Origin of the sequence: Streptomyces sp. NBC_01381, from assembly GCF_026340305.1 — a bacterium.
Taxonomy (GTDB): Bacteria; Actinomycetota; Actinomycetes; order Streptomycetales; family Streptomycetaceae; genus Streptomyces.
In genome coordinates this window covers 2,061,097-2,079,557 of the sequence record NZ_JAPEPI010000002.1, presented here as the reverse complement: position 1 = coordinate 2,079,557, position 18,461 = coordinate 2,061,097, and the positions used below count along the sequence as shown (strand labels likewise).

The window sequence follows — 18,461 nt, the reverse complement described above, 5'->3', positions numbered from 1 at the left end:
GGCAATTGGGTAATTCAGCGCGGTTCCTGTACGTGCGCCACCGCCCTGCACCATGCCGCGCCCGCATCCGCGAGGGCGATCGGGAAGGCCATGAAGGTGAACGGGCCGCGCCGCGGCAGCCCTCGCAGCCCCGCAAGGCCTTCGATCTGGATGAACTCCCGCTCCCTGCCGTGCAGATGAGTGGGCCACAGCGCCCCGGGGTCACGCGTCTCGTAGAAGGACTCCACCATCGCGCGGGCCGGGCCGTCGAAGCTCCAGCAGTCCGTGCCGATGACCTTCACGCCGAGGTCGAGGAGGTGGTCGACGGCCTCGGGGGTGATGGCGGTGGACTCCGTGTAGTACGCGGGGGTGCCGAGCCGCAGATCGGAGTCCGTGCGGAACAGCACCACCGTCCCGGGCCCCACCCCCGAACCCGCCGCGTCCAGCGCCTCCTTGACGCCGGCCGCCGTGACACGGCCCCCGCAGCCGCGGACGTCGAGCACGACGCCGGGACCGCTGAACCACTCCAGGGGCAGGTCCATCACCTTCTTCGCCGGTTCGCCCGCGCACTCGGGGCCGTAGTGGAAGGGCGCGTCGACGTGCGTGCCCTGGTGCACGGACATCCGGTAGAACTCGTTGGAGAGGAAGCAGCCGCCGGGCAGATCGCGCTCGCGCAGGCGCCGGGCGCCGATGAGCCACCGCCAGAAGTTGAGATACCTGTCCCTTCTGCTGTCACCGGGCAACGCCCGGATCCTGCGCGACAGTTGGCGGATCCCGTCGCGGTGCAGCCACTGCTCGAACTCGACGCCGGGCGCCCGGCGGCTGATGGGGATGCTCAGGTCGACGTACATGGTCGGATGCGTCTCGCTCTCAATTGTCGAGGTTCATACCGCTGTTGAGGTTCATGCCGCGTAGGTGAGCAGGCGGCGGATCGCGGCCGCCGCCGTGTGCCCATAGGCGCCCCTGGCCCGGTTCAGCAGGACGCGTACGTCCATCGGGTACTCCTGCGAGCCAGGTGACTCCAGGGCGAACGAGGCCACGACGCAGCCCAGTTGGGCCGCACGCTCCAGCGGGATGCCGCGCGCGACGCCGGCCAGGAGGCCGGCCCGCAGCGCGTCGCCCGCCCCGGCCGGATCGGCCACGGTGACCGAGCCGATCGCGGGGACGAGGGACGGCCGGTGGCCCGCCCGCTCGATCCGCACCCCGGCCGGGCCGAGCGCGGTCACCCACGCCCCGACCCGGTCGAGGAGCTGCACGGCGGTCCAGCCGGTCGCTTCCCTCAGGAGTTCGGACTCCCCCTCGCCGGTGAAGAGGCAACGCGCCCCTGGCAGCAGGGACTTGGCGTCTCTCCGGCTCATCCCGGAGATCTGGCGCGTGACGTGGACCGCGAACGGCAGCCCCAGCGCACGGCACTCCTCCACATGCCGGAGCATCGCGGCCGGGTCGTCGCCCGGCGCGATCATCACCAGGTCGATACCGCCCGTGCGCTCCACGACGGAACGCAGCGGGCGGGCCCGCACCGAACGCGTCGCGCCCGGCCGGAAGGTGCTGATCCGGCGCCCGTCGATGTCGGTCGTGCACACCTGGTGCGCGGTGGGCTCGCCCGGCACGACGCGTACGGAATCGGTGTCCACGCCGTGCTGCTTGAGCCACACCTGGTAGTCGGCGAAGTCGGAGCCCGCCACGCCCACCAGGACCGGGTCCTGGCCCAGCCTGCCGAGCCCGTAGGCGATGTTGGCGGCCGTGCCGCCCCTGCGGGTCTCCAGACGCTCGGCGAGGAACGTCAGGGACGCGATGTGCGGCCGGCCGGTGACCGGCCGCACCGGGAAACGGCCCGGGAAGGTGATGAGGTGGTCCATCGCGATGACCCCCGTGACTGCGATGGGCACAGGGCACTCAGACCCCGGACTCGATCTTCCGCTTGATGCCCGTCTGGTTCTGCCGGGTGTGCGCGTTCATGCGCTCCACGACGGTAGGCAGCGGGACATCGAACTCGTCGTCGACCTCGAAGTCCTGCACCCAGGTCATCAGCGTCCCCTCGGGCACCTGCCGGTAGCTCCACCTGAGGTGCATATAGCGGAACGGGTAGAGCGGATCGCGCCGCTCGGCGACCGCGGTCAGCTCCCGGTGGTCCAGGAGCCGCCAGGACGTCCAGGTGGAGCCCTCCGGGTTGCTGAGCTCGAAGAGGATCTCGGTCCAGCGTCCTTCCCGCTCCTCGGAGACCACCTTGGCGTGGCTGTACTCGTCGAAGAGGTGGGGCCAGCGGCCGATGTCGTTGGTGACGTCGAAGACGTGCCGCGCGTCCGCCTCGATGACGACGCTGTTCTCGATCCTGGGCATCTCAGCTCCTCACCGCGCCGGCGCCGGCCGACAGCAGCCGGTCCACGCAGTCGACGAGGTCGCGGAAGGTACGGAAGCCGCCCTCGGCGTCCGCGTCGATGCTGATGCCGAAGTGCTGTTCGAGGGCGACGACGACCTCCACCAGCTCGGTCGAGTCGATGTCCAGGTCCTCGGCGATGCGCCGGTCGTCGGCGAGCTCCTCGCCCTCGAAGCCCGCACCGCGCATGACGGTGACCACGTTCTCTCGTACATCCATGGAACTCACGTACTCCTTGCGAAAGTTGATGTTTCTGATGTGCCGTCAGTCGGCGACATTCGCGTCAGTCGGCGACCGCGATCGCCACCGCGACGCCCGCCTCGTGCGAGATGCTCACGTGAAGACCGCTGTAGTCGGCACGCCGGAAGGCCTCGTCGGCCCGGCCCGTCAGCCGGGGCACCGGTTGCCCCGAGGCGTCGCGGCCGATCTCGACGTCCAGCCAGCCGCACCCTTCGCCGTATCCGCCGAGCGCCTTGCGCACGGCCTCCTTGGCGGCGATCCGTCCTGCCATGCGGTGTGCCCGGTGGCGCGGCGAACCGTCGCACAGGGCCTGTTCGTTGACCGTGAGCAGGCGATCGACGATCCGCTGTCCGCGCCGCTCGACCATGCCCCGCAGCCGCTCGACGTCGACGACGTCGATGCCCACGGCACGGATGCCCGCGAGCGCGGGCAGGGCCCCCGTCGCGGTCAACGCCTCAGCAGCAGACATGCGTTGACACCTCCCAGACCGCGGGAGACGACCAGCGTGTGCTCCAGACCGGAGACCTGGCGCGCCGCACCGGCGACCAGATCGAGATCGATGCCCGGCGCCTTCCTGTCCAGGTTGACCGTCGGCGGTACGACGCCCTCGCGCATCGCCCGCAGTGCGAGCGCCGTGTCGGCGGGCGCCGCCGCTCCGAGCAGATGCCCGAAGCCCGACTTGGGCGCGGTGACCGGCAGTTGGCGTGCCGCCGCGCCGAACGCCTCGTGCAGCGCGTACCCCTCCGTGACGTCCTCGAACGGGATGCCCGAGCCGTGCGCGAAGACCGCGCCGAGGTCGGCGCCGGTGATCCCGGCGCGTTCGGTGGCGGTCCGCATGGCGCGGCCAAGGACCTGTCCGGTGGGTTCGACGGTGTAGTACGGCATGTAGCCGTCCGTGCTCACGCCCCAGCCGGCCAGTTCGCCGAGGATCGTCGCGCCGCGCCGCTCGGCGTGCTCGCGGCGCTCCATGACCAGGAAGACCGCGCCCTCGCCGAAGACGCTGCCGCCGTGGCCCGCGTCGAAGGGCCGGTACAGCTCGTGCGGGACGAGCGAACCGCGGGACTTGGCGCCGAGCCCGCTGGTCTCCATGCAGAGCCAGCCGTACGGCGACAGGGGCGCCTCCACGCCTCCCGCGATCACCACGTCCGCGCGGTCGCGGAGCAGCGACTCCGCCGCGCCGATCAGCGCGTACGCACCGCTGGCCCGGTCGGCGACGTACGTACGGGCCGGGCCCTTGATCCCCTGGTCGATGCAGATGTTGCCCTGCGGCGCGGCGGGGAACCAGGCGGTCGCCTGGTAGGGGCTGACGGCCCGCGGCCCGTCGGTCCACAGGTGGCGCAGCTCCCGCTCGGCGAACTCCCAGCCGCCCAGGATGTTGCCGACCATGACGCCGGTCCGCTCGGGCGTGACCTGGTCGCCCACGGTGACGCCGGCGTCCGCCAATGCCTGGCGCACGGCGTGCACGGACAGGTGGGTGAAGCGGTCGGTGCGCTTGACGAAGCGGGACGGCAGTTCGGCGCGGGCGTCGAAACCCGCCTGGCCCGCGGCGTCGCACGCGTACTCCGACGCGTCGAACCGGTCGATGGCGCCGACCAGCGGCGTGCCGGCGCGTGCGCTGTCCCAGAGGGGATCGATGCCGATGCCGGCGGGCGTGACCGCGCCGATTCCGGTGATGACGACGCTCATCCGTCGGCCCCTTCCCGTACGGCACGGGTGACGAGCGCCGCGTGCAGCCCGGCGAATCCGCTGGCGCCCTTGAGGATCGTGTCGCCGTGCCACGGGCGGCCGACCCCCGGTACGTAATCAAGGTCGCAAGTCGGGTCCGGGGTCTCGTAGTTGGCGGTCGGATGGACGAAGGAGTGCTTGCCCTCCAGGGCGCAGAGCACGATCTCCATGGCGCTCGCCGCGGCCAGCGCGTGGCCGACCATCGACTTGGCCGAGTTCACCGGGATCTCCCGGGCGCGCTCGCCCAGGGCGAGCTTGAGGGCGCTGGTCTCGCAGGTGTCGTTCTGCGGCGTCGAGCTGCCGTGCGAGTTGACGTGATCGATGTCCTCGGGACACAGGCCGGCCTCCGCTACGGCCTGGGTCATGGCGCGGGTCAGGTCCGCGCCGTCGGACAGCAGATCGGTCATGTGCACGGCGTTGGAGGTGTGCGAGAAGCCGTCGATCGACATGTACGGCTTGGCGCCCCGCCTCTCCGCGTGCTCGCGCGACTCCAGGACGACGATTCCGCAGCCCTCGCCGAGCACGAAGCCGTCGCGCCCCACGTCGTACGGGCGTGAGGCGGCCTCGGGCCGGTCGCTGTGGGAGCGCGAGAGACAGTTGATGATCTCGAAGGACGCCACGGTCACCGGGGTGATGGGTGCCTCGCTCGCCCCCGCGATCATCACGTCCGCGTCTCCGTGCCGGATCGTCTCGTAGGCGTGCCCGACCGCGTCGACGCCGCCGATGCAGCCCGTCGACAGGGTCACGCACGGGCCCCGCATGCCGAGCAGCGCGGACAGGATCGTCCCCGGAGTGTTCGACATCGAGGCGAGGTAGAGATCGCGGCCCGCCTTCGCCGGGTCGATGGGCTTACGCCCGTCGTCGGTCACCCGCAGGAACTCCTCCTCCATCCTCGGGGTGCCGCAGATCGCCGTGGACAGCGAGAGTCCGGCGCGATCGGGGTCGTATCCGCCCTGTTCGAGGCCCGCGTCACGGACGGCCTGGTACGCGGCCGCGACGGCGAACTGCGTATAGCGGTCGAGCCGTTGCACCTCGGGCGGCAGCGCAGGTATCTGCTCCTCAAACCCCTCGACCTCGGCGATCGAGTCCGACAGGAAGTCGAAATCTCCGAAGAGCGCCGAACTCGTGATGTCGGAAAGGGGCTTGGTGACACTCTTCCCCGCCGAGATGTTCTTCCATAATTCTTCTGTGCCTATGCCGGCCGGGCTGACCACACCGAGCCCGGTGACCACCACTTCTCGCACCACTATCGCCTTTCTCCTGTCAGGACCGTGATGAGACCGGGCGTGACGGACTCCTTCGCCGTCACGCCGTATTTCTCCATGACCGCGCGGTACGCGGATTCCTCCTGGACCGCGCCCGCCTCGGTGTTCACCAGCAGGCTGAGCGCGATCATCGGCCGGTGCAGGGCGGGCCGCCCCGGCTCCTGGCGCATGACGTCCACGACCAGGAGCGTGCCGCCGGGACAGAGCAGCCGGGCGCACTCGGCGACGAGCCGCTCCGTGGCGGCCGGTCCCGCGAATCGGCTCAGATGCGCCAGTACGACGGTGTCGAAGCAGCCGTCGGGGAAGGGCGCCCTGATGGCCCCCTTCTCCGCGTCCCCCGTGAAGTCGGCGGGCACGAAGCGGAACCGCTCGGCCACGCCGAACTCCTCCGCCCTGCCCCGCGCGGCCCCGAGCAGCTCGGGATCGTCATGCGCCACCACCCGCGCCTCCGGGTCGGCGGCGGCCAGCGCGATGCCCCACTCCCCACTGCCGGCCGCGAAGTCGAGGACGCGGCCGGCGGCAGGCAGCGCCAGCTCCCGCACCACACGGAAGGCGGTGCGCACGGCCACGGGAAAGATCCCGCAGAACATGCCGGGATACCGCCCCCGGGCCTCGGGAGCCCCGAGCTCACCGCCGCCGTGCCCGCCCCGCCGCACCAGTTCGGTCAGGCCGCTCCACTGCTCCCACTCCGCGAGTACGTCCGCGAAGTGGTCGCCGAGGTAGCCCCGGCGACCCCGGACCAGATAGGCGCGGGAGACCTCGGTGAGCGCCCAGCTCTCGTCGTCGCCGCCCGTGACGAGGGCCAGCTCCTCCAGGGCGGCGAGCAGTGCGCGCAGCGCGGCGGTGTCGCAGCCCAGCTCGGCGGCGAGACCCCGGGTGCCGCGCGGCCCTCGGGCGAGGCCGGTGAACACGCCGAGGTCCAGTGCCGTGCCGAGGACCCTGGCGCGGGCGAACCCGAAGTTCAGGGCGAGCAGCGGGCCGGGGTCCGGGGCGTCCTCGTACGGCGTGAGGGCGCGGCGCTCGGCGGCTACGACCGGGGCGGTCACTTGCCGCCCTCCACAAGGCTCACGTACTGGGGGTTCTGGGTGTACTCGTACGGGTCCTCGGAGAGGAAGACGTTGCGCACGGGCGGCCGCTCGCACGGCGCGACGACCAGGAACCGGCAGGTCTGGCCGGGTCCGGTGACGAATCCGTGGGGTTCGTTGCGCGGGATGAAGATGGCGTCGCCCGGCCCGACCTCCTCGGTCCTGCCGAGTTCCGGCATGACGAGCCCCATCGACCCTTCGAGCACATAGATCTCGTGTTCCCACTCGTGATAGTGGGGCGGTGTGGAGCCGTTGGGAGAAACTTCGAATTCGGTGAGTACGAACCGGTCGGCGCCGTCCGGTGTGTCGATCAATTTCCGGTGGGTGGTCTCCTTCGCCCCCGGTTCACGGACGATCTCGGCCTTGACGGCTGTCCTGTGCACGCGCTTCATGTGCTGCCTTTCCCTGAAGGGATGACGTGAAGGGATGAGGCGCCCGGCCGCTTTCGGATTTCAAAGGGCTTTCACAGGCGCCGCGAACGAACGTAAGGCGGGCGCGGCGTCCTCATCTATGGGCATGGACCGCCGCCGACGTCGGGACTTGAGGCCGGGCATGCGGGGGCGGATCGCCCATGGGGACGGGACAAAGTCCCAGGAGATCCCCGGCAGACCTCGTGGACTTCCGCGAGCACCTCGTGGACTTCCGGAGGCTCCCGCTCGCGAGTACGCTTCTAAAATCGAATCAGCAGCAGCCGGCCTCAGGAGGATCCGACACGATGACCCTCGACGTACGTGACCTGCTCGCGCCCGGCACCCCCGGCAAGACCCCGCTGCCGCTCGCACCGGACGTCGTCTTCCACAGCCCCGTCGCCGACTACAGCGGGCGGGACGACGTGGCACACCTCTTCCTCACGATCGGCCAGTGCCTGACCGTGATCGAGCCCATCCAGGAGTTCACCGAGGACGGCGGCCGGAACAGCGTGACGACGTTCAACGCAAAGGTCGGCGAGGAGTCCGCCTACGGAGTATTCGTCCAACAGCTGGGCGCGGATGGCGACTTGACCGAGGCAATGCTCCTGCTCCGGCCGCTCAGTACGCTGCGGACCGCCGTCGCGCTGATGGGCGAGGCGCTCACGGCCGATCCGCTGCCGAGTCGGCGCCGACCTCGGTAGCCCACCGCCGGGCCCAGGCGTCCAGCGGCATGAGCGCCTGATGGGCCTCACGGCCGAGCGCGGTCAACGTATAGGAACTGTCCGGCAGTTGCTGGACGAGACGCGCTTCGAGCAGCTCGGTCAGGCGCTGGCGCAGCACGCTGGACGACATGGCGTCACAGCGCTCCCGCAGCGCGCGAAAACCCAGCGGGTCCGCCCGCAGCTCCCAGACGATGCGCAGGCTCCAGCGGCGCCCGAACAGATCGAGCGCGGCCATCAGCGGGCGCCCGGTGGTGGAGGCGCCGGTCGCCCTGCCGGGCAGCGGTGTGCTCATCCGCCGACGCTAGCACCACCGCTTCGGCTATCGAAGCGTCGTGCGGCACGCGGCCCCGGCCGGCGCCCCGCGCGGGACCTTGACCCCGCCGCGAGCCCCCTTCATCGTGAGGCGCCGTCCACGCCCGTCGAGCACCGCCGAACCGGGAGGGTATCCCTTCACCATGCCCCTGGCCCGCCGCACCTTCCTGGCCGCCATCGCCGGCACGACCGGCGCCACGGTCGCCTGTTCCGGAGCCGCCGCCGACACCACACCGGCCGGGCGGCCCCCCGCCGCCGATGCCGCCCGCCGCCTGCTCCCCCGCCACTGGGAACAGCTCACCTTCGAGACGTCGGGCCCCGCCGACACGTTCCGGGTGTCCGGCAGCCGCGGGAACATCACAATCACCGGACCCACACCGGCAGTCCAACTCACCGGCCTGCGCCACTACTTGAAGCACACCACCCACACGAACATCACCTGGGCGGGCAGCCAGACGGACCTTCCCGACCGGCTCCCCGCCCCGGACAGACCGCTGAACGGCCGCGCCAACACCCCGCACCGCTTCGTGCTCAACGACACGAACGACGGCTACACGGGGGCGTACCACGACTGGTCGTACTGGGAGCGCGAGCTGGACGTGCTCGCGCTGCACGGCTACAACGAGGTCCTCGTGTACGTGGGCGCGGACGCGCTCTACCACCGGGTGTTCCAGGAGTTCGGCTACTCCGACCAGGAGTTGCGCGAGTGGATCCCGGCCCCGGCGCACCAGCCATGGTGGCTGCTCCAGAACATGTCGGCGTTCCCCTACCCCGTGTCGCGTCAACTCCTCGACCGCCGGGCCGCCTTGGGCAGACGCATCACGGACCGGCTCCGCGATCTTGGCATGACGCCGGTGCTCCCCGGCTACTTCGGCACGGTCCCGCCGGACTTCACGGCGAAGAACCCCGGCGCGAAGACGGTGCCACAGGGCGACTGGGTCGGCTTTACGCGCCCGGACTGGCTGGACCCGCGCACGGAGCACTTCGCCCGCGTGTCCGCCGCGTTCTATCGCGCCCAGGACGAGCTGTTCGGCCCGTCGACGATGTACAAGATGGATCTCCTCCACGAGGGCGGAAAGCCGGGGGACGTCCCCGTCGGCGATGCGGCCAGGGCGGTCGAGAAGGCACTCCACGCCGCGCATCCCGGCGCGACCTGGGTGATCCTCGGCTGGCAGAGCAACCCCCCGAAGGCCATCGTGGACGCCGTCGACAAGACGCGCATGCTGGTGGTGGACGGCCTCTCCGACCGCTTCCCCACCGTCACCGACCGCGAGTCCGACTGGAATTCGACGCCGTACACCTTCGGTTCGATCTGGAACTTCGGCGGACACACGACGCTCGGCGCCAACACCCCCGACTGGGCGGCGCTGTACGAGAAGTGGCGCACCAAGGAGGGCAGCACGCTGTCCGGCATCTCACTGATGCCGGAGGCGGCCGACAACAACCCGGCGGCGTTCGAGCTGTTCTCCGAACTGGCGTGGCGCACGGACGACTTGGACCTCGCCGAGTGGTTCGCCGAGTGGTCCGTGTCCCGCTACGGCGCGGCGGACCCGCACGCGGCCGCCGCCTGGGACATCCTGCGCCGCACGGCGTACGGCACGACGCGCGCCGACGAGTGGTCGGAGGGCGCGGACGGCCTCTTCGGCGCGCGACCGAGCCTGTCGGCGAAGTCGGCGGCGGCGTGGTCGCCGCAGGCGATGCGGTACGAACCTGCGGACTTCGAGCCGGCGCTGGGCAAACTCCTCGCTGTGCGTCGGGAGTTGCAAGGGTCATCCGCATACCGCAGGGACGTCCTGGACGTGGCGCGCCAGGCCCTCTCGAACCGAAGCCGCACCCTTCTCCCCCGGATCAAGCAGGCGTACGACGCCAAGGACACCCCTCGCTTCGACGAGCTGACACGCGACTGGCTCGCACTCATGGACCTGCTCGACAGGCTGATGGCGACCGACTCCCGCCATCTCCTTGGCCGTTGGGTGGCGGACGCGCGTTCATGGGGCGCCGACACCACGGAGAAGGACCGGCTCGCGTACGACCAGCTGTCGCTGCTCACCGTGTGGGGCACGCGGTCCGGGGCGGACGCGGGCCTGCGCGACTACGCCAACAGGGAGTGGGCGGGACTCGTCGGCGGCCTCTACCGGCTGCGCTGGTCGACGTACTTCAAGGAGCTGCGGGCGGCGCTGACGGAGGGCCGGGAGCCGAAGCCGATCGACTGGTTCGCGGTGGAGGAGGGCTGGATTCGCGATCCGGGGTCACTGGTGACGCGCCCGAGCGGGGACACGTACAAAATCGCAGTCCAGGTGCGCGAACGCCTGACTGAGTCACAGTAGCGACCGACCCCCTCACCCCCAAGATCACCAACTCCCCCTCCATTGACGGGTATACGTCACTCCGAATCTCTGGTAGGAAACTTTCCTAACAGTGCAATCGAGTCACCGGACTCGGCCGGAACGACGCACTCCTCCCCCACCTTGGAGGCCCCGTGCCCACCCCCCACAGCACTCCCGCGCACCGCCTACACACCTCACGCCGCACCCTGCTCGCCTTCGTGGGCGCCGCGCTCGTCGCGGGGCCGGTCATCGCCTCGCAGACGGCGGGGGCCGCGCCGACCGCCGAGGCTGGCGGTCTCGACGATCCGGCGAAGAAGGAGATCGCCATGAAGATCGTGTGCAGCGCGGAGAACTCCGACCTCAACTGGAAGGACTACTACCGCTACTGCGAGGACATCGGCGACGGCCGCGGCTACACCGCCGGGATCATCGGCTTCTGCTCCGGCACCGGGGACATGCTGGACCTGGTCGAGCTCTACACCGACCGCAAGCCGGACAACGTCCTCGCCAAGTACCTGCCCGCCCTGCGTGAGGTCGACGGCACCGACTCCCACGAGGGCCTGGACCCCACGTTCAAGCCCGACTGGGAGGAGGCGGCGGAGGACCCCGATTTCCAGCAGGCGCAGAACGACGAGCGCGACCGCGTCTACTTCAACCCGGCGGTCGAGCAGGGCAAGGCGGACGGCCTTGGCGTGCTGGGCCAGTTCGCGTACTACGACGCGATCGTCATGCACGGCGACGGCGGCGACAGCACGAGCTTCGGGAACATCCGTAAGCGCGCTCTGGGCGAGGCGCAGCCGCCGTCGCAGGGCGGCGACGAGACGGACTACTTGAACGCGTTCCTCGACGCGCGGGTCTGGGCGATGAAGCAGGAGGAAGCGCACGAGGACACGAGCCGTGTGGACACGGCGCAGCGGGTGTTCCTCCAGAAGGGCAACCTGAATTTGGATCCGCCGCTGGAGTGGAAGGTGTACGGGGACTCTTACCGGATCGGCTGAGGGTTCTGGTCGGGGGCTTTGGTGGGCCGGTGGTGGTGTTCGTACCGGGGCCGCCCGGTTGTCCCGAGGTTGGCGGTTCCGGGCCGGGTGTAAAGGGCGCTCCTTCGTCGCGTCGGCTTCGCCGATTCCGCTTCGCTCCACCCTTGACACCCGTCCCTCCACCGCGAGAAGCCATATGACCGGGCGGCCACGAAGCGGGGCTCACGGGGACCACCCGGCGGGCCATCCGGCTTTCCTGCCGGGTGCGGACTAGTTCGTATCAGCGCAGCCCGCTGAAGGGGTGGAAGGGCTGCGCGGTCGGTTCGGGGACGGGTCCCGGCTTCGTCAAGCGTCTGCCGACCGGATCTTCCGGCCCCGACCGGGAGAGAGAGGGGTGTGGGGAACCTACTTCGGCAAAGTTGCGTTTCGTAGTGCCGCGCGCCCCCCTTGTGCCAGAACACTACTTTTCCAAAGTAGGTCCCCCACCCCCCTCACCTGCCCATGAGCGTGACGGTCTCCCCGGAAGATCCGGCGGGTAGAGGCTTGACGAGACCGGTGTCGATCCCCGGGGTGGCCGGGAGAGGGGGTGTGGGGAAGCTACTTCGGCAAGGTTGTGTTTCGTGGCGGCGCGCGCCCCCTTATGCCAGAACGCAACTTTCCCAAAGTAGGTCCCCCACCCCCCCCACTCATCCAGGAAGCGACGGCCACCCCGGAAGATCCGGTCGCCAGACGCTTGACGAGACCGGGACCGATCCCCGGACCGGCCGCGCACCCCTCCAACGGGCAGCACTGCTACGAACCAGTCCGCACCCGGCCGTGAAGCCGGATGCCCCAAGGGCCCGTCCCCGTGAGCCCCGCTTCGTGGCCGCCCGGTCAATTTGCTTCTCGCGGTGGAGGGTTGGGTGTCAAGGGTGGAGCGCAGCGGAATCGGCGCAGCCGACGCGACGAAGGAGCGCCCTTTACACCCGGCCCGGAACCGCCAACCTCGGGACAACCGGGCGGCCCCGGTACGAACACCACCACCGGCCCAGCAAAGCCCCCGCCCCCCCTACTTCCTGAACTGCTCGATCAGACGTGAGTAGCTGTCACCCCCATGCCCACCCTCCACAGCCTTGTCCACAAGCCCGAGCGTGTAACTCGGGAACTCCGCATCGATGTTCCGCGCCCTGCTCTCCCTGATCAGGTCCTCGACCGAAGGGCGGTGGTGTTGGAGTGCGCCGTACTCCGTCGCGTACTCGGCCCTGTCGACCTCACCGGCGATCATCGGGAGGTACCCCAGCAGGGCGGAGACTGACGCGCCCGCGTCGTCCAGGAACCGCTTTGCCTCGATTCCCTCGCTGGACAGCAGCGCGGCCGCATGCAGGAATCCGTTCAGCGTGCCCCACATCGTGTCGTGCACGGCCATTCCGTACAGCGTCGGTACGCCGGGGTCGTCCGCCACCAGGGCTCCCCGGCCGCCTATGAGTTGAAGCGCCGGCTGGTAGCGGTTGTACACGGTGTCCGAACCGCCGTAGAAGATGACCGTCTCCGCTCCCCCGATGCCCGGCGCGATCGTCATGATCTGGCCGTGGAGGTACTGCGCGCCCTGGGCGGTGGCCCAGTCGGCCACAGCCCTCGCCTCCGCCGATGTGCCGTCCGTCAGGTTGAGCACGGCACGGCCGGACAGTGCGTCGCCGCCCGCTGATTCCAGGAGGTCGCGGGCCGTCGCGTTGCCCTTCACGCTGACGACCACGAGCGAGCCGGCAGCGACGGCGTCGCGCAGGGACGCGGCCCGCTCGGCTCCCCTGGCGACCAAGTCGTCGGCCTTCTCCGGTGTGCGGTTCCACACCGTGGTCGGATGCCCGCCGTCCAGGAAGGCGCTCGCGAGCGTGAGGCCCATCTCGCCCAGACCGATCACGGTCACGGCCGGCTTGGCTTCCGTCTCTGGTGAGGCAGTGGTCATCGACGTCATCCTCATTCGTGTTCGTCATTTAGGTCGTGCTCGAGTAACGCCACGCTAAAAGCTCAACTTCGATTGAGGTCAAGAGCCGTTGGGTGCCTGACAAGGTGGCTGACTAGCGGACATGACAAAATCGGCGGATGCAGATCCGGATGCTCGGTCCATTTGAAGTGCGCGCGGGCGACGGCAGCTTGGTCGACGTGCCGGGCGCGCGGCTGCGCGGCCTGTTGGTCGCGCTCGCGCTCAGGCCGGGGCACGCCGTGCCGAAGGCGTCGCTCGTCGACTGGATCTGGGGGGAGAATCCGCCCGCCGATGCGACGAACGCCCTGCAGCGGCTCGTCTCCCGGCTGCGGAAGGTGTTGCCTGCCGGGGTGATCGAAGGGCGGACTGACGGCTACCGGTTGGTTGTTGAGGCCGATGATGTCGATGCCGTGCGGTTTGAGCGGCTCGTCACCGCAGGGCAGGCCCGTACCGAAGACGGGGGCGGGCGGGCGCGGCTGTTGCGGGAAGCGCTCGAACTGTGGCGTGGCGCGGCCATGCAGGACGTCGGGCTGCAGGACAGCGCCGCGTTCGACGCCGCCGTCGACCGGTTCGAAGGGCTGCGGCTGACCGCCACCGAGGAGCGGGCCGACGCGGAGGTCACTCTCGGGCGCGGTGCCGAGATGGTCACGGAGCTGACCGATCTGGTCGCCGCGCACCCGGTGCGGGAACGGCTCGTCTCCGCGCAGATGCGCGCCCTCGCCGCCGCCGGTCGCGACAGCGAGGCCCTCCTTGTGTATCAGCGCGCGCGGGAGGCCCTGGCCGATGCGCTGGGCGTCGACCCGTCGCCGGAGCTCGCGGCGCTGCATGTCGCCCTGCTGCGGGGTGAGTTGGGGCGTAAGAAGGAAGAGGGTCGTAAGACGAATCTGCGGGCCGAGCTGACCAGCTTTGTCGGTGAGGGTGCGGCTGTCGGTGCCGTACGTCGGCTTGTGGGCCGGCATCGGCTCACCACCGTGATCGGGCCCGGCGGCGCGGGCAAGACCCGGCTGGCCACGGAGACCGCGCGCACGCTGCTCGGCGAACTGCCGGACGGGGCTTGGTTGGTGGAGCTGGCCGGCGTCGGCGCGGGCGGTGATGTGTCCGATGTGGCGCAGGCGGCGCTCGCCGGGCTCGGGCTGCGGGACGCGCTGCTCGGCGGCTCCCCGAACGCGGAGCTGACCGATCGGCTCATCGCCGCGATCCGCGAGCGGGACGCGCTGTTGGTCCTGGACAACTGCGAGCATGTGATCGAGGCCGCGGCGATGTTCGCGCACCGGCTGCTCGGGGAGTGCACGCGGCTGCGGATCCTGGCGACGAGCCGCGAACCGCTCGGCATCACCGGCGAGGCGCTGTGGCAGGTCGAGCCGCTGTCCCTGCCGAAGGGGGATGACAGTCCCGAAGACATCCAGTCCTCGCCCGCCATTCAGCTGTTGCGGGACCGCGCCGGTGCCGTACGCAGGGATCTCCCCGTCGACGAGCACGCTCTGGCGACGATGGTGCGTATCTGCCGGGCTCTTGACGGGATGCCGCTGGCGATCGAGCTGGCCGCGGCCCGGCTGCGCACCATGTCCGTCGAGCAGCTCGCCCATCGGCTCGACGACCGGTTCCGGCTGCTGACCGGCGGCAGCCGGACTGCACTGCCGCGGCACCAGACGCTGCGCGCCGCGGTCGACTGGAGCTGGGAGCTGCTCACTGACGCCGAACGGACCGTCCTGCGCAGGCTCTCGGTGTTCTCCGGCGGGGCGAGCCTGGAGGCCGCCGAGCAGGTCTGCGCCCTCGAAGCCGCGGACACGCAAGTTCTCGAACTCCTCACCGCCCTCACCGAGAAGTCCCTCCTCCGCGCCGAAGGCGACAGCGCCCCGCGCTACCGCATGCTCGGCACCATCAAGGAGTACGCGGGGCAGCGGCTCGCGGAGGCGGGGGAATCTGAGCTTGCGCGCCAGGCGCACCTGGCCTGCTTCACCGAGCTCGCCCAGACCGCCGAGCCGCACCTGCGCCGCGCCGAGCAGTTGGACTGGCTGGCCCGCCTTGAGGCCGAGCACGACAACATCGCCGCGGCCATGCGCGGCGCGCTCGCGGCGGGCGAGGCGCAGGCGGCGATGGAGCTCGCGGAGGGCGCGGGCTGGTACTGGTGGCTCAGCGGCCGCAGGACCGAAGGCTACGAACTGCTCACCGCCGCCGCCGAGGTGCCCGGCGAGGTGAGCGACGACGTGCGGGCCACGGTGTCCGCGGTGGTCTCGATGTTCGTGAGCGCCGGGCGGGGCGACCAGCATCTGGCGGAACGGTGGATCCGCGAGGCGCACCGGCTCAGCCAGGGCGACCGGAGCGGGCGGCGCCGCCACCCTGCACTAGGGCTCGTCGCCCCACTCGTACGCATGCTGGACGTGGAGCCCAGCGAGTTCCTGCCCGCATGGGAGCTGGTGCTCGACGACGAGGACCCCTGGGTGCGCGCCCTTGCCCGGCTCCATCTCGGCAAGATGCGGATCATGCTCGGTCACGAAGGGCGGGAGGCGGACGCGTACTTGGAGCGGGCGCTCGCCGAGTTCCGGGCCATCGGCGAACGGTTCGGGATCTCGTTCGCCCTGACCGAGCTGGCGGACCGGATGGCCATGCACGGCGAGTTCGCCGCCGCGTGCGAGCGCTACGAAGAGGCGATCGCGGTCGTCACCGAGGTCGGTGCCACCGAGGACATCATCCGGATGCGGTCGCTGCAGGCACGGCTGTACTGGTTCCTCGGCGACAAGAGCGCCTCCGCGGCCTCCATCGCCGAGGCACAGCGGTACGCGGAACGCGTCGCCTGGCCCGACGCGCTGGCCGAACTGGCCCTCGCGAAGGCGGAACTCGCCCGGTGGGGCGGTGATGCCGAACAGGCGCGGGAGCAACTCGGCGTCGCCAAGGCCCTGTTGGGCGACGAGGCTGAGCAGACGTACGTCCGGGCCATGACGCACGACCTGCTCGGCTACCTCGCCGACGACATCGGCGAAGCCCGTGCGCACCGCGCCGCGGCCTGCGAGGCGGCGGCCGAGGCGGGCATAGCGCCGCTGACCGCGGGGGTGCTCGTCGGGGTCGCGGACCTGGCGCTGCGCCAGGGCGAGTACGAGCAGGCCGCGCGGCTGCTCGCGGCGGGCGGGGTGGTGCGCGGGCTGCCGGACAGCTCCCACCCGGACGTGACCCGGATCGAGCGGAGCGCCCGAAGCCGCCTCGGCGAGGAGAAGTTCGCCGAGGCGGCTCTGGAGGGGACGCGGACCGACTGGTCCCTGCTGGTCGAGGTCACGCTCGCTTCTTGAACGTGGAAACCGCCCAGAGGTACCCGAGGAGGGCGATCCCGAGGCACCAGGCGACGGCCGCGATCGCGTCGCCGCCCGACGGATTGCCCGCGAGCAGTCCGCGCAGGGTCTCGATGATCGGGGTGAAGGGCTGGTACTCCACGAACTGCCGTACGCCGGTCCCCATCGTGTCGGCGGGTACGAACGCGCTGCTGAGGAACGGCAGCATGACCAGCGGCACGGTGGACATGCCCGCCGACTCCACGGTCTTCGCGGAGAGCCCCATGGCGACGGTCAGCCAGCTGGCCGCGAAGCCGAAGAGCACGACGACACCGAGCACGCCGAGCCAGTCGAGGGCGCTCGCGCCCGGGTCGAACCCCATCAGGAAGGCCACCCCGATGATGGCGGCGCAGGCCACCAGGGCGCGCAGTGTGGTGATGATGACGTGGCCGCTGAGCATGGCGCCGCGGGATACGTCCATGACCTTGAGGCGGTTGATGACGCCCTTGGTCATGTCGGAGTTCACCTCCGTCGCGGTGGCGCCGAGGCCGTAGCCGACGGCCATCACGAGCAGACCTGGTGTCACGTAGTCGATGTAGGCCTCACCGACGTCGAATCCGCCGCCGAGCACCTTGACGAACATGAGCATGAGGACGATCGGGAACAGGACCGCGTTGAACATCGTGGTCGGGTTGCGGAGGGTGTGCTTGACGTTGCGGCGCAGCATGATCGCCGAGTCGGCCAGTGTCGTCGCCATCGATGCGGTACTCACTTTGCGATCGCCTCCGTGGTGATGTCGCTGGTGTCGGTGGTGTCGGTGGTGTCGTTCGTGTGCTCGGTCAGGGCGAGGAAGACGTCGTCGAGGTCGGGGGTGTGCATGGTCAGCTCGTCCGCCTCGATGCCGGCCGAGTCCAGCCAGTCGAGGATCGAACGCAGTTCGCGCTGGGTGCCGTCGCTGGGAATCTGCAGGGACAGCGTCTCGTCGTCCGTGGTGACCTCGCGCAGGGCGACGGCTGCGGACCGGTACGCGTCCGGGTCGGAGAACCGCAGCCGCACATGACCGCCGGGAATGAGCCGCTTCAGCTCCTCCGCTGTTCCCTCGGCGGCGATCTTGCCGTTGTTGAGCACCGCGATCCGGTCGGCCAGCTCGTCGGCCTCTTCCAGGTACTGGGTGGTGAGGAAGATGGTGGTGCCCTCGACCACCAGCTCGCGGACGATCTCCCACATCGTGCGCCGGCTGCGCGGGTCGAGGCCCGTCGTCGGCTCGTCGAGGAAGATGATCTGCGGGCTGCCCACCAGCGTCATCGCCAGGTCCAGCTTCCGGCGCATACCGCCGGAGTAGGTCGCCGACAGCTTGTCCGCCGACTCCACCAGGTCGAACCGCTCAAGCAGCCCCGAGACCAGCTTGCCGCTGGAGCGCACGCGCTTCAGGTCCGCCATCAGCTGGAGGTTCTCCCGGCCCGAGAGCAGCTCGTCCACTGCGGCGAACTGACCGGTCACGCCGATGGCCGAGCGTACGTCCCTGGTCCCGGCCGCCACGTCGTGCCCGGCGATCCGCACCGTCCCCGCGTCGGCCTTCATCAGGGTCGTCAGGATGTTCACGGTCGTCGTCTTGCCCGCCCCGTTCGGGCCGAGCATGGAGTAGACCGATCCCACGGGGACATCGAAGTCGATGCCGTCGAGGACGGTCTTCTCGCCGTATGCCTTGTGCAGTCCTGCGACTGCGATCGCTGAAGTTTTCATGGCTCCACCATGCGAGCCGGGCCTGACACCCAGCTGTCACTGCCCTGACACGGCCACTGACACCAAGCGCTCCGCG

17 protein-coding genes are annotated in these 18,461 nt (G+C 70.3%); 4 read left to right on the top strand and 13 right to left on the bottom strand.

Features of this window, described 5'->3' with window-relative positions; translation table 11 throughout:
- Positions 1-14 precede the first annotated feature (14 nt).
- The 9 genes from OG453_RS30860 to OG453_RS30820 all read right to left on the bottom strand — a co-directional run bounded on the left by OG453_RS30860 (position 15) and on the right by OG453_RS30820 (position 7,063).
- Positions 15-830, bottom strand: a complete 816-nt coding sequence (locus OG453_RS30860) for a cyclase family protein (RefSeq protein WP_266871847.1) — start codon at positions 828-830, stop codon at positions 15-17.
- Between the two features lie 51 nt (positions 831-881).
- Positions 882-1,868, bottom strand: coding sequence for a PfkB family carbohydrate kinase (locus OG453_RS30855; RefSeq protein WP_266871846.1), 987 nt, complete (start codon positions 1,866-1,868; stop codon positions 882-884).
- 7 nt (positions 1,869-1,875) lie between these two features.
- Positions 1,876-2,319, bottom strand: coding sequence for an SRPBCC family protein (locus tag OG453_RS30850; RefSeq protein WP_266871845.1), 444 nt, complete (start codon positions 2,317-2,319; stop codon positions 1,876-1,878).
- A 1-nt stretch (position 2,320) separates the two neighbouring features.
- Positions 2,321-2,575 (bottom strand): acyl carrier protein, encoded by a 255-nt coding sequence (locus OG453_RS30845; protein WP_266871844.1) that lies wholly within the window; start codon positions 2,573-2,575, stop codon positions 2,321-2,323.
- A gap of 64 nt (positions 2,576-2,639) precedes the next feature.
- Entirely contained in the window at positions 2,640-3,065 is a 426-nt protein-coding gene (gene acpS, locus OG453_RS30840) for a holo-ACP synthase (RefSeq protein ID WP_266871843.1), read from the bottom strand.
- The gene (locus OG453_RS30835) at positions 3,044-4,282 is read right to left on the bottom strand and encodes a beta-ketoacyl synthase (protein WP_266871842.1); all 1,239 of its coding nucleotides are present in this window, start codon (positions 4,280-4,282) and stop codon (positions 3,044-3,046) included. The genes acpS and OG453_RS30835 overlap by 22 nt, the downstream gene beginning before the upstream one ends.
- Positions 4,279-5,568: a beta-ketoacyl-[acyl-carrier-protein] synthase family protein gene (locus OG453_RS30830; RefSeq protein WP_266871841.1), complete on the bottom strand. Its 1,290-nt coding sequence runs from the start codon at positions 5,566-5,568 to the stop codon at positions 4,279-4,281. The genes OG453_RS30835 and OG453_RS30830 overlap by 4 nt, the downstream gene beginning before the upstream one ends.
- Complete coding sequence (locus OG453_RS30825) at positions 5,568-6,632, bottom strand: class I SAM-dependent methyltransferase (RefSeq protein ID WP_266871840.1); 1,065 nt, start codon at positions 6,630-6,632, stop codon at positions 5,568-5,570. The genes OG453_RS30830 and OG453_RS30825 overlap by 1 nt, the downstream gene beginning before the upstream one ends.
- A complete protein-coding gene (locus OG453_RS30820; RefSeq protein ID WP_266871839.1) occupies positions 6,629-7,063 on the bottom strand; it encodes a cupin domain-containing protein in 435 nt (144 codons plus the stop codon). The genes OG453_RS30825 and OG453_RS30820 overlap by 4 nt, the downstream gene beginning before the upstream one ends.
- 323 nt (positions 7,064-7,386) lie before the next feature.
- Here OG453_RS30820 and OG453_RS30815 point away from each other — a divergent pair, with 323 nt between their 5' ends.
- Complete coding sequence (locus OG453_RS30815; RefSeq protein WP_266871838.1) at positions 7,387-7,782, top strand: hypothetical protein; 396 nt, start codon at positions 7,387-7,389, stop codon at positions 7,780-7,782.
- Here the strand turns inward: OG453_RS30815 and OG453_RS30810 are convergent.
- On the bottom strand, positions 7,742-8,095 hold the full coding sequence (locus OG453_RS30810) for a helix-turn-helix domain-containing protein (protein WP_266871837.1): 354 nt from the start codon (positions 8,093-8,095) through the stop codon (positions 7,742-7,744). The two genes, OG453_RS30815 and OG453_RS30810, sit on opposite strands and share 41 nt — an antisense overlap.
- Before the next feature lie 163 nt (positions 8,096-8,258).
- Between OG453_RS30810 and OG453_RS30805 the strand changes: the two genes are divergently transcribed.
- Together OG453_RS30805 and OG453_RS30800 are read left to right on the top strand one after the other, a co-directional pair.
- Positions 8,259-10,442 carry an alpha-N-acetylglucosaminidase gene (locus tag OG453_RS30805; RefSeq protein WP_266871836.1) on the top strand — a complete coding sequence of 728 codons (2,184 nt, stop codon included), beginning with the start codon at positions 8,259-8,261 and terminating at the stop codon, positions 10,440-10,442.
- 152 nt (positions 10,443-10,594) lie between these two features.
- Entirely contained in the window at positions 10,595-11,440 is an 846-nt protein-coding gene (locus OG453_RS30800; protein ID WP_266871835.1) for a chitosanase, read from the top strand.
- A gap of 1,027 nt (positions 11,441-12,467) precedes the next feature.
- Here OG453_RS30800 and OG453_RS30795 read toward each other — a convergent pair.
- Positions 12,468-13,361, bottom strand: a complete 894-nt coding sequence (locus tag OG453_RS30795; protein ID WP_266871834.1) for an NAD(P)-dependent oxidoreductase — start codon at positions 13,359-13,361, stop codon at positions 12,468-12,470.
- 137 nt (positions 13,362-13,498) lie between these two features.
- On the opposite strand from OG453_RS30795, the gene OG453_RS30790 reads away from it, so the two are divergent.
- Positions 13,499-16,663 (top strand): BTAD domain-containing putative transcriptional regulator, encoded by a 3,165-nt coding sequence (locus OG453_RS30790; protein WP_266871833.1) that lies wholly within the window; start codon positions 13,499-13,501, stop codon positions 16,661-16,663.
- On the opposite strand, the gene OG453_RS30785 is transcribed toward OG453_RS30790, so the two are convergent.
- Positions 16,647-17,414 (bottom strand): ABC transporter permease, encoded by a 768-nt coding sequence (locus OG453_RS30785; RefSeq protein WP_266871832.1) that lies wholly within the window; start codon positions 17,412-17,414, stop codon positions 16,647-16,649. The genes OG453_RS30790 and OG453_RS30785 overlap by 17 nt on opposite strands.
- Positions 17,411-18,385 (bottom strand): ATP-binding cassette domain-containing protein, encoded by a 975-nt coding sequence (locus tag OG453_RS30780; protein WP_266871831.1) that lies wholly within the window; start codon positions 18,383-18,385, stop codon positions 17,411-17,413. Before OG453_RS30780 ends, OG453_RS30785 begins: the two co-directional genes overlap by 4 nt.
- Positions 18,386-18,461: the final 76 nt, after the last annotated feature.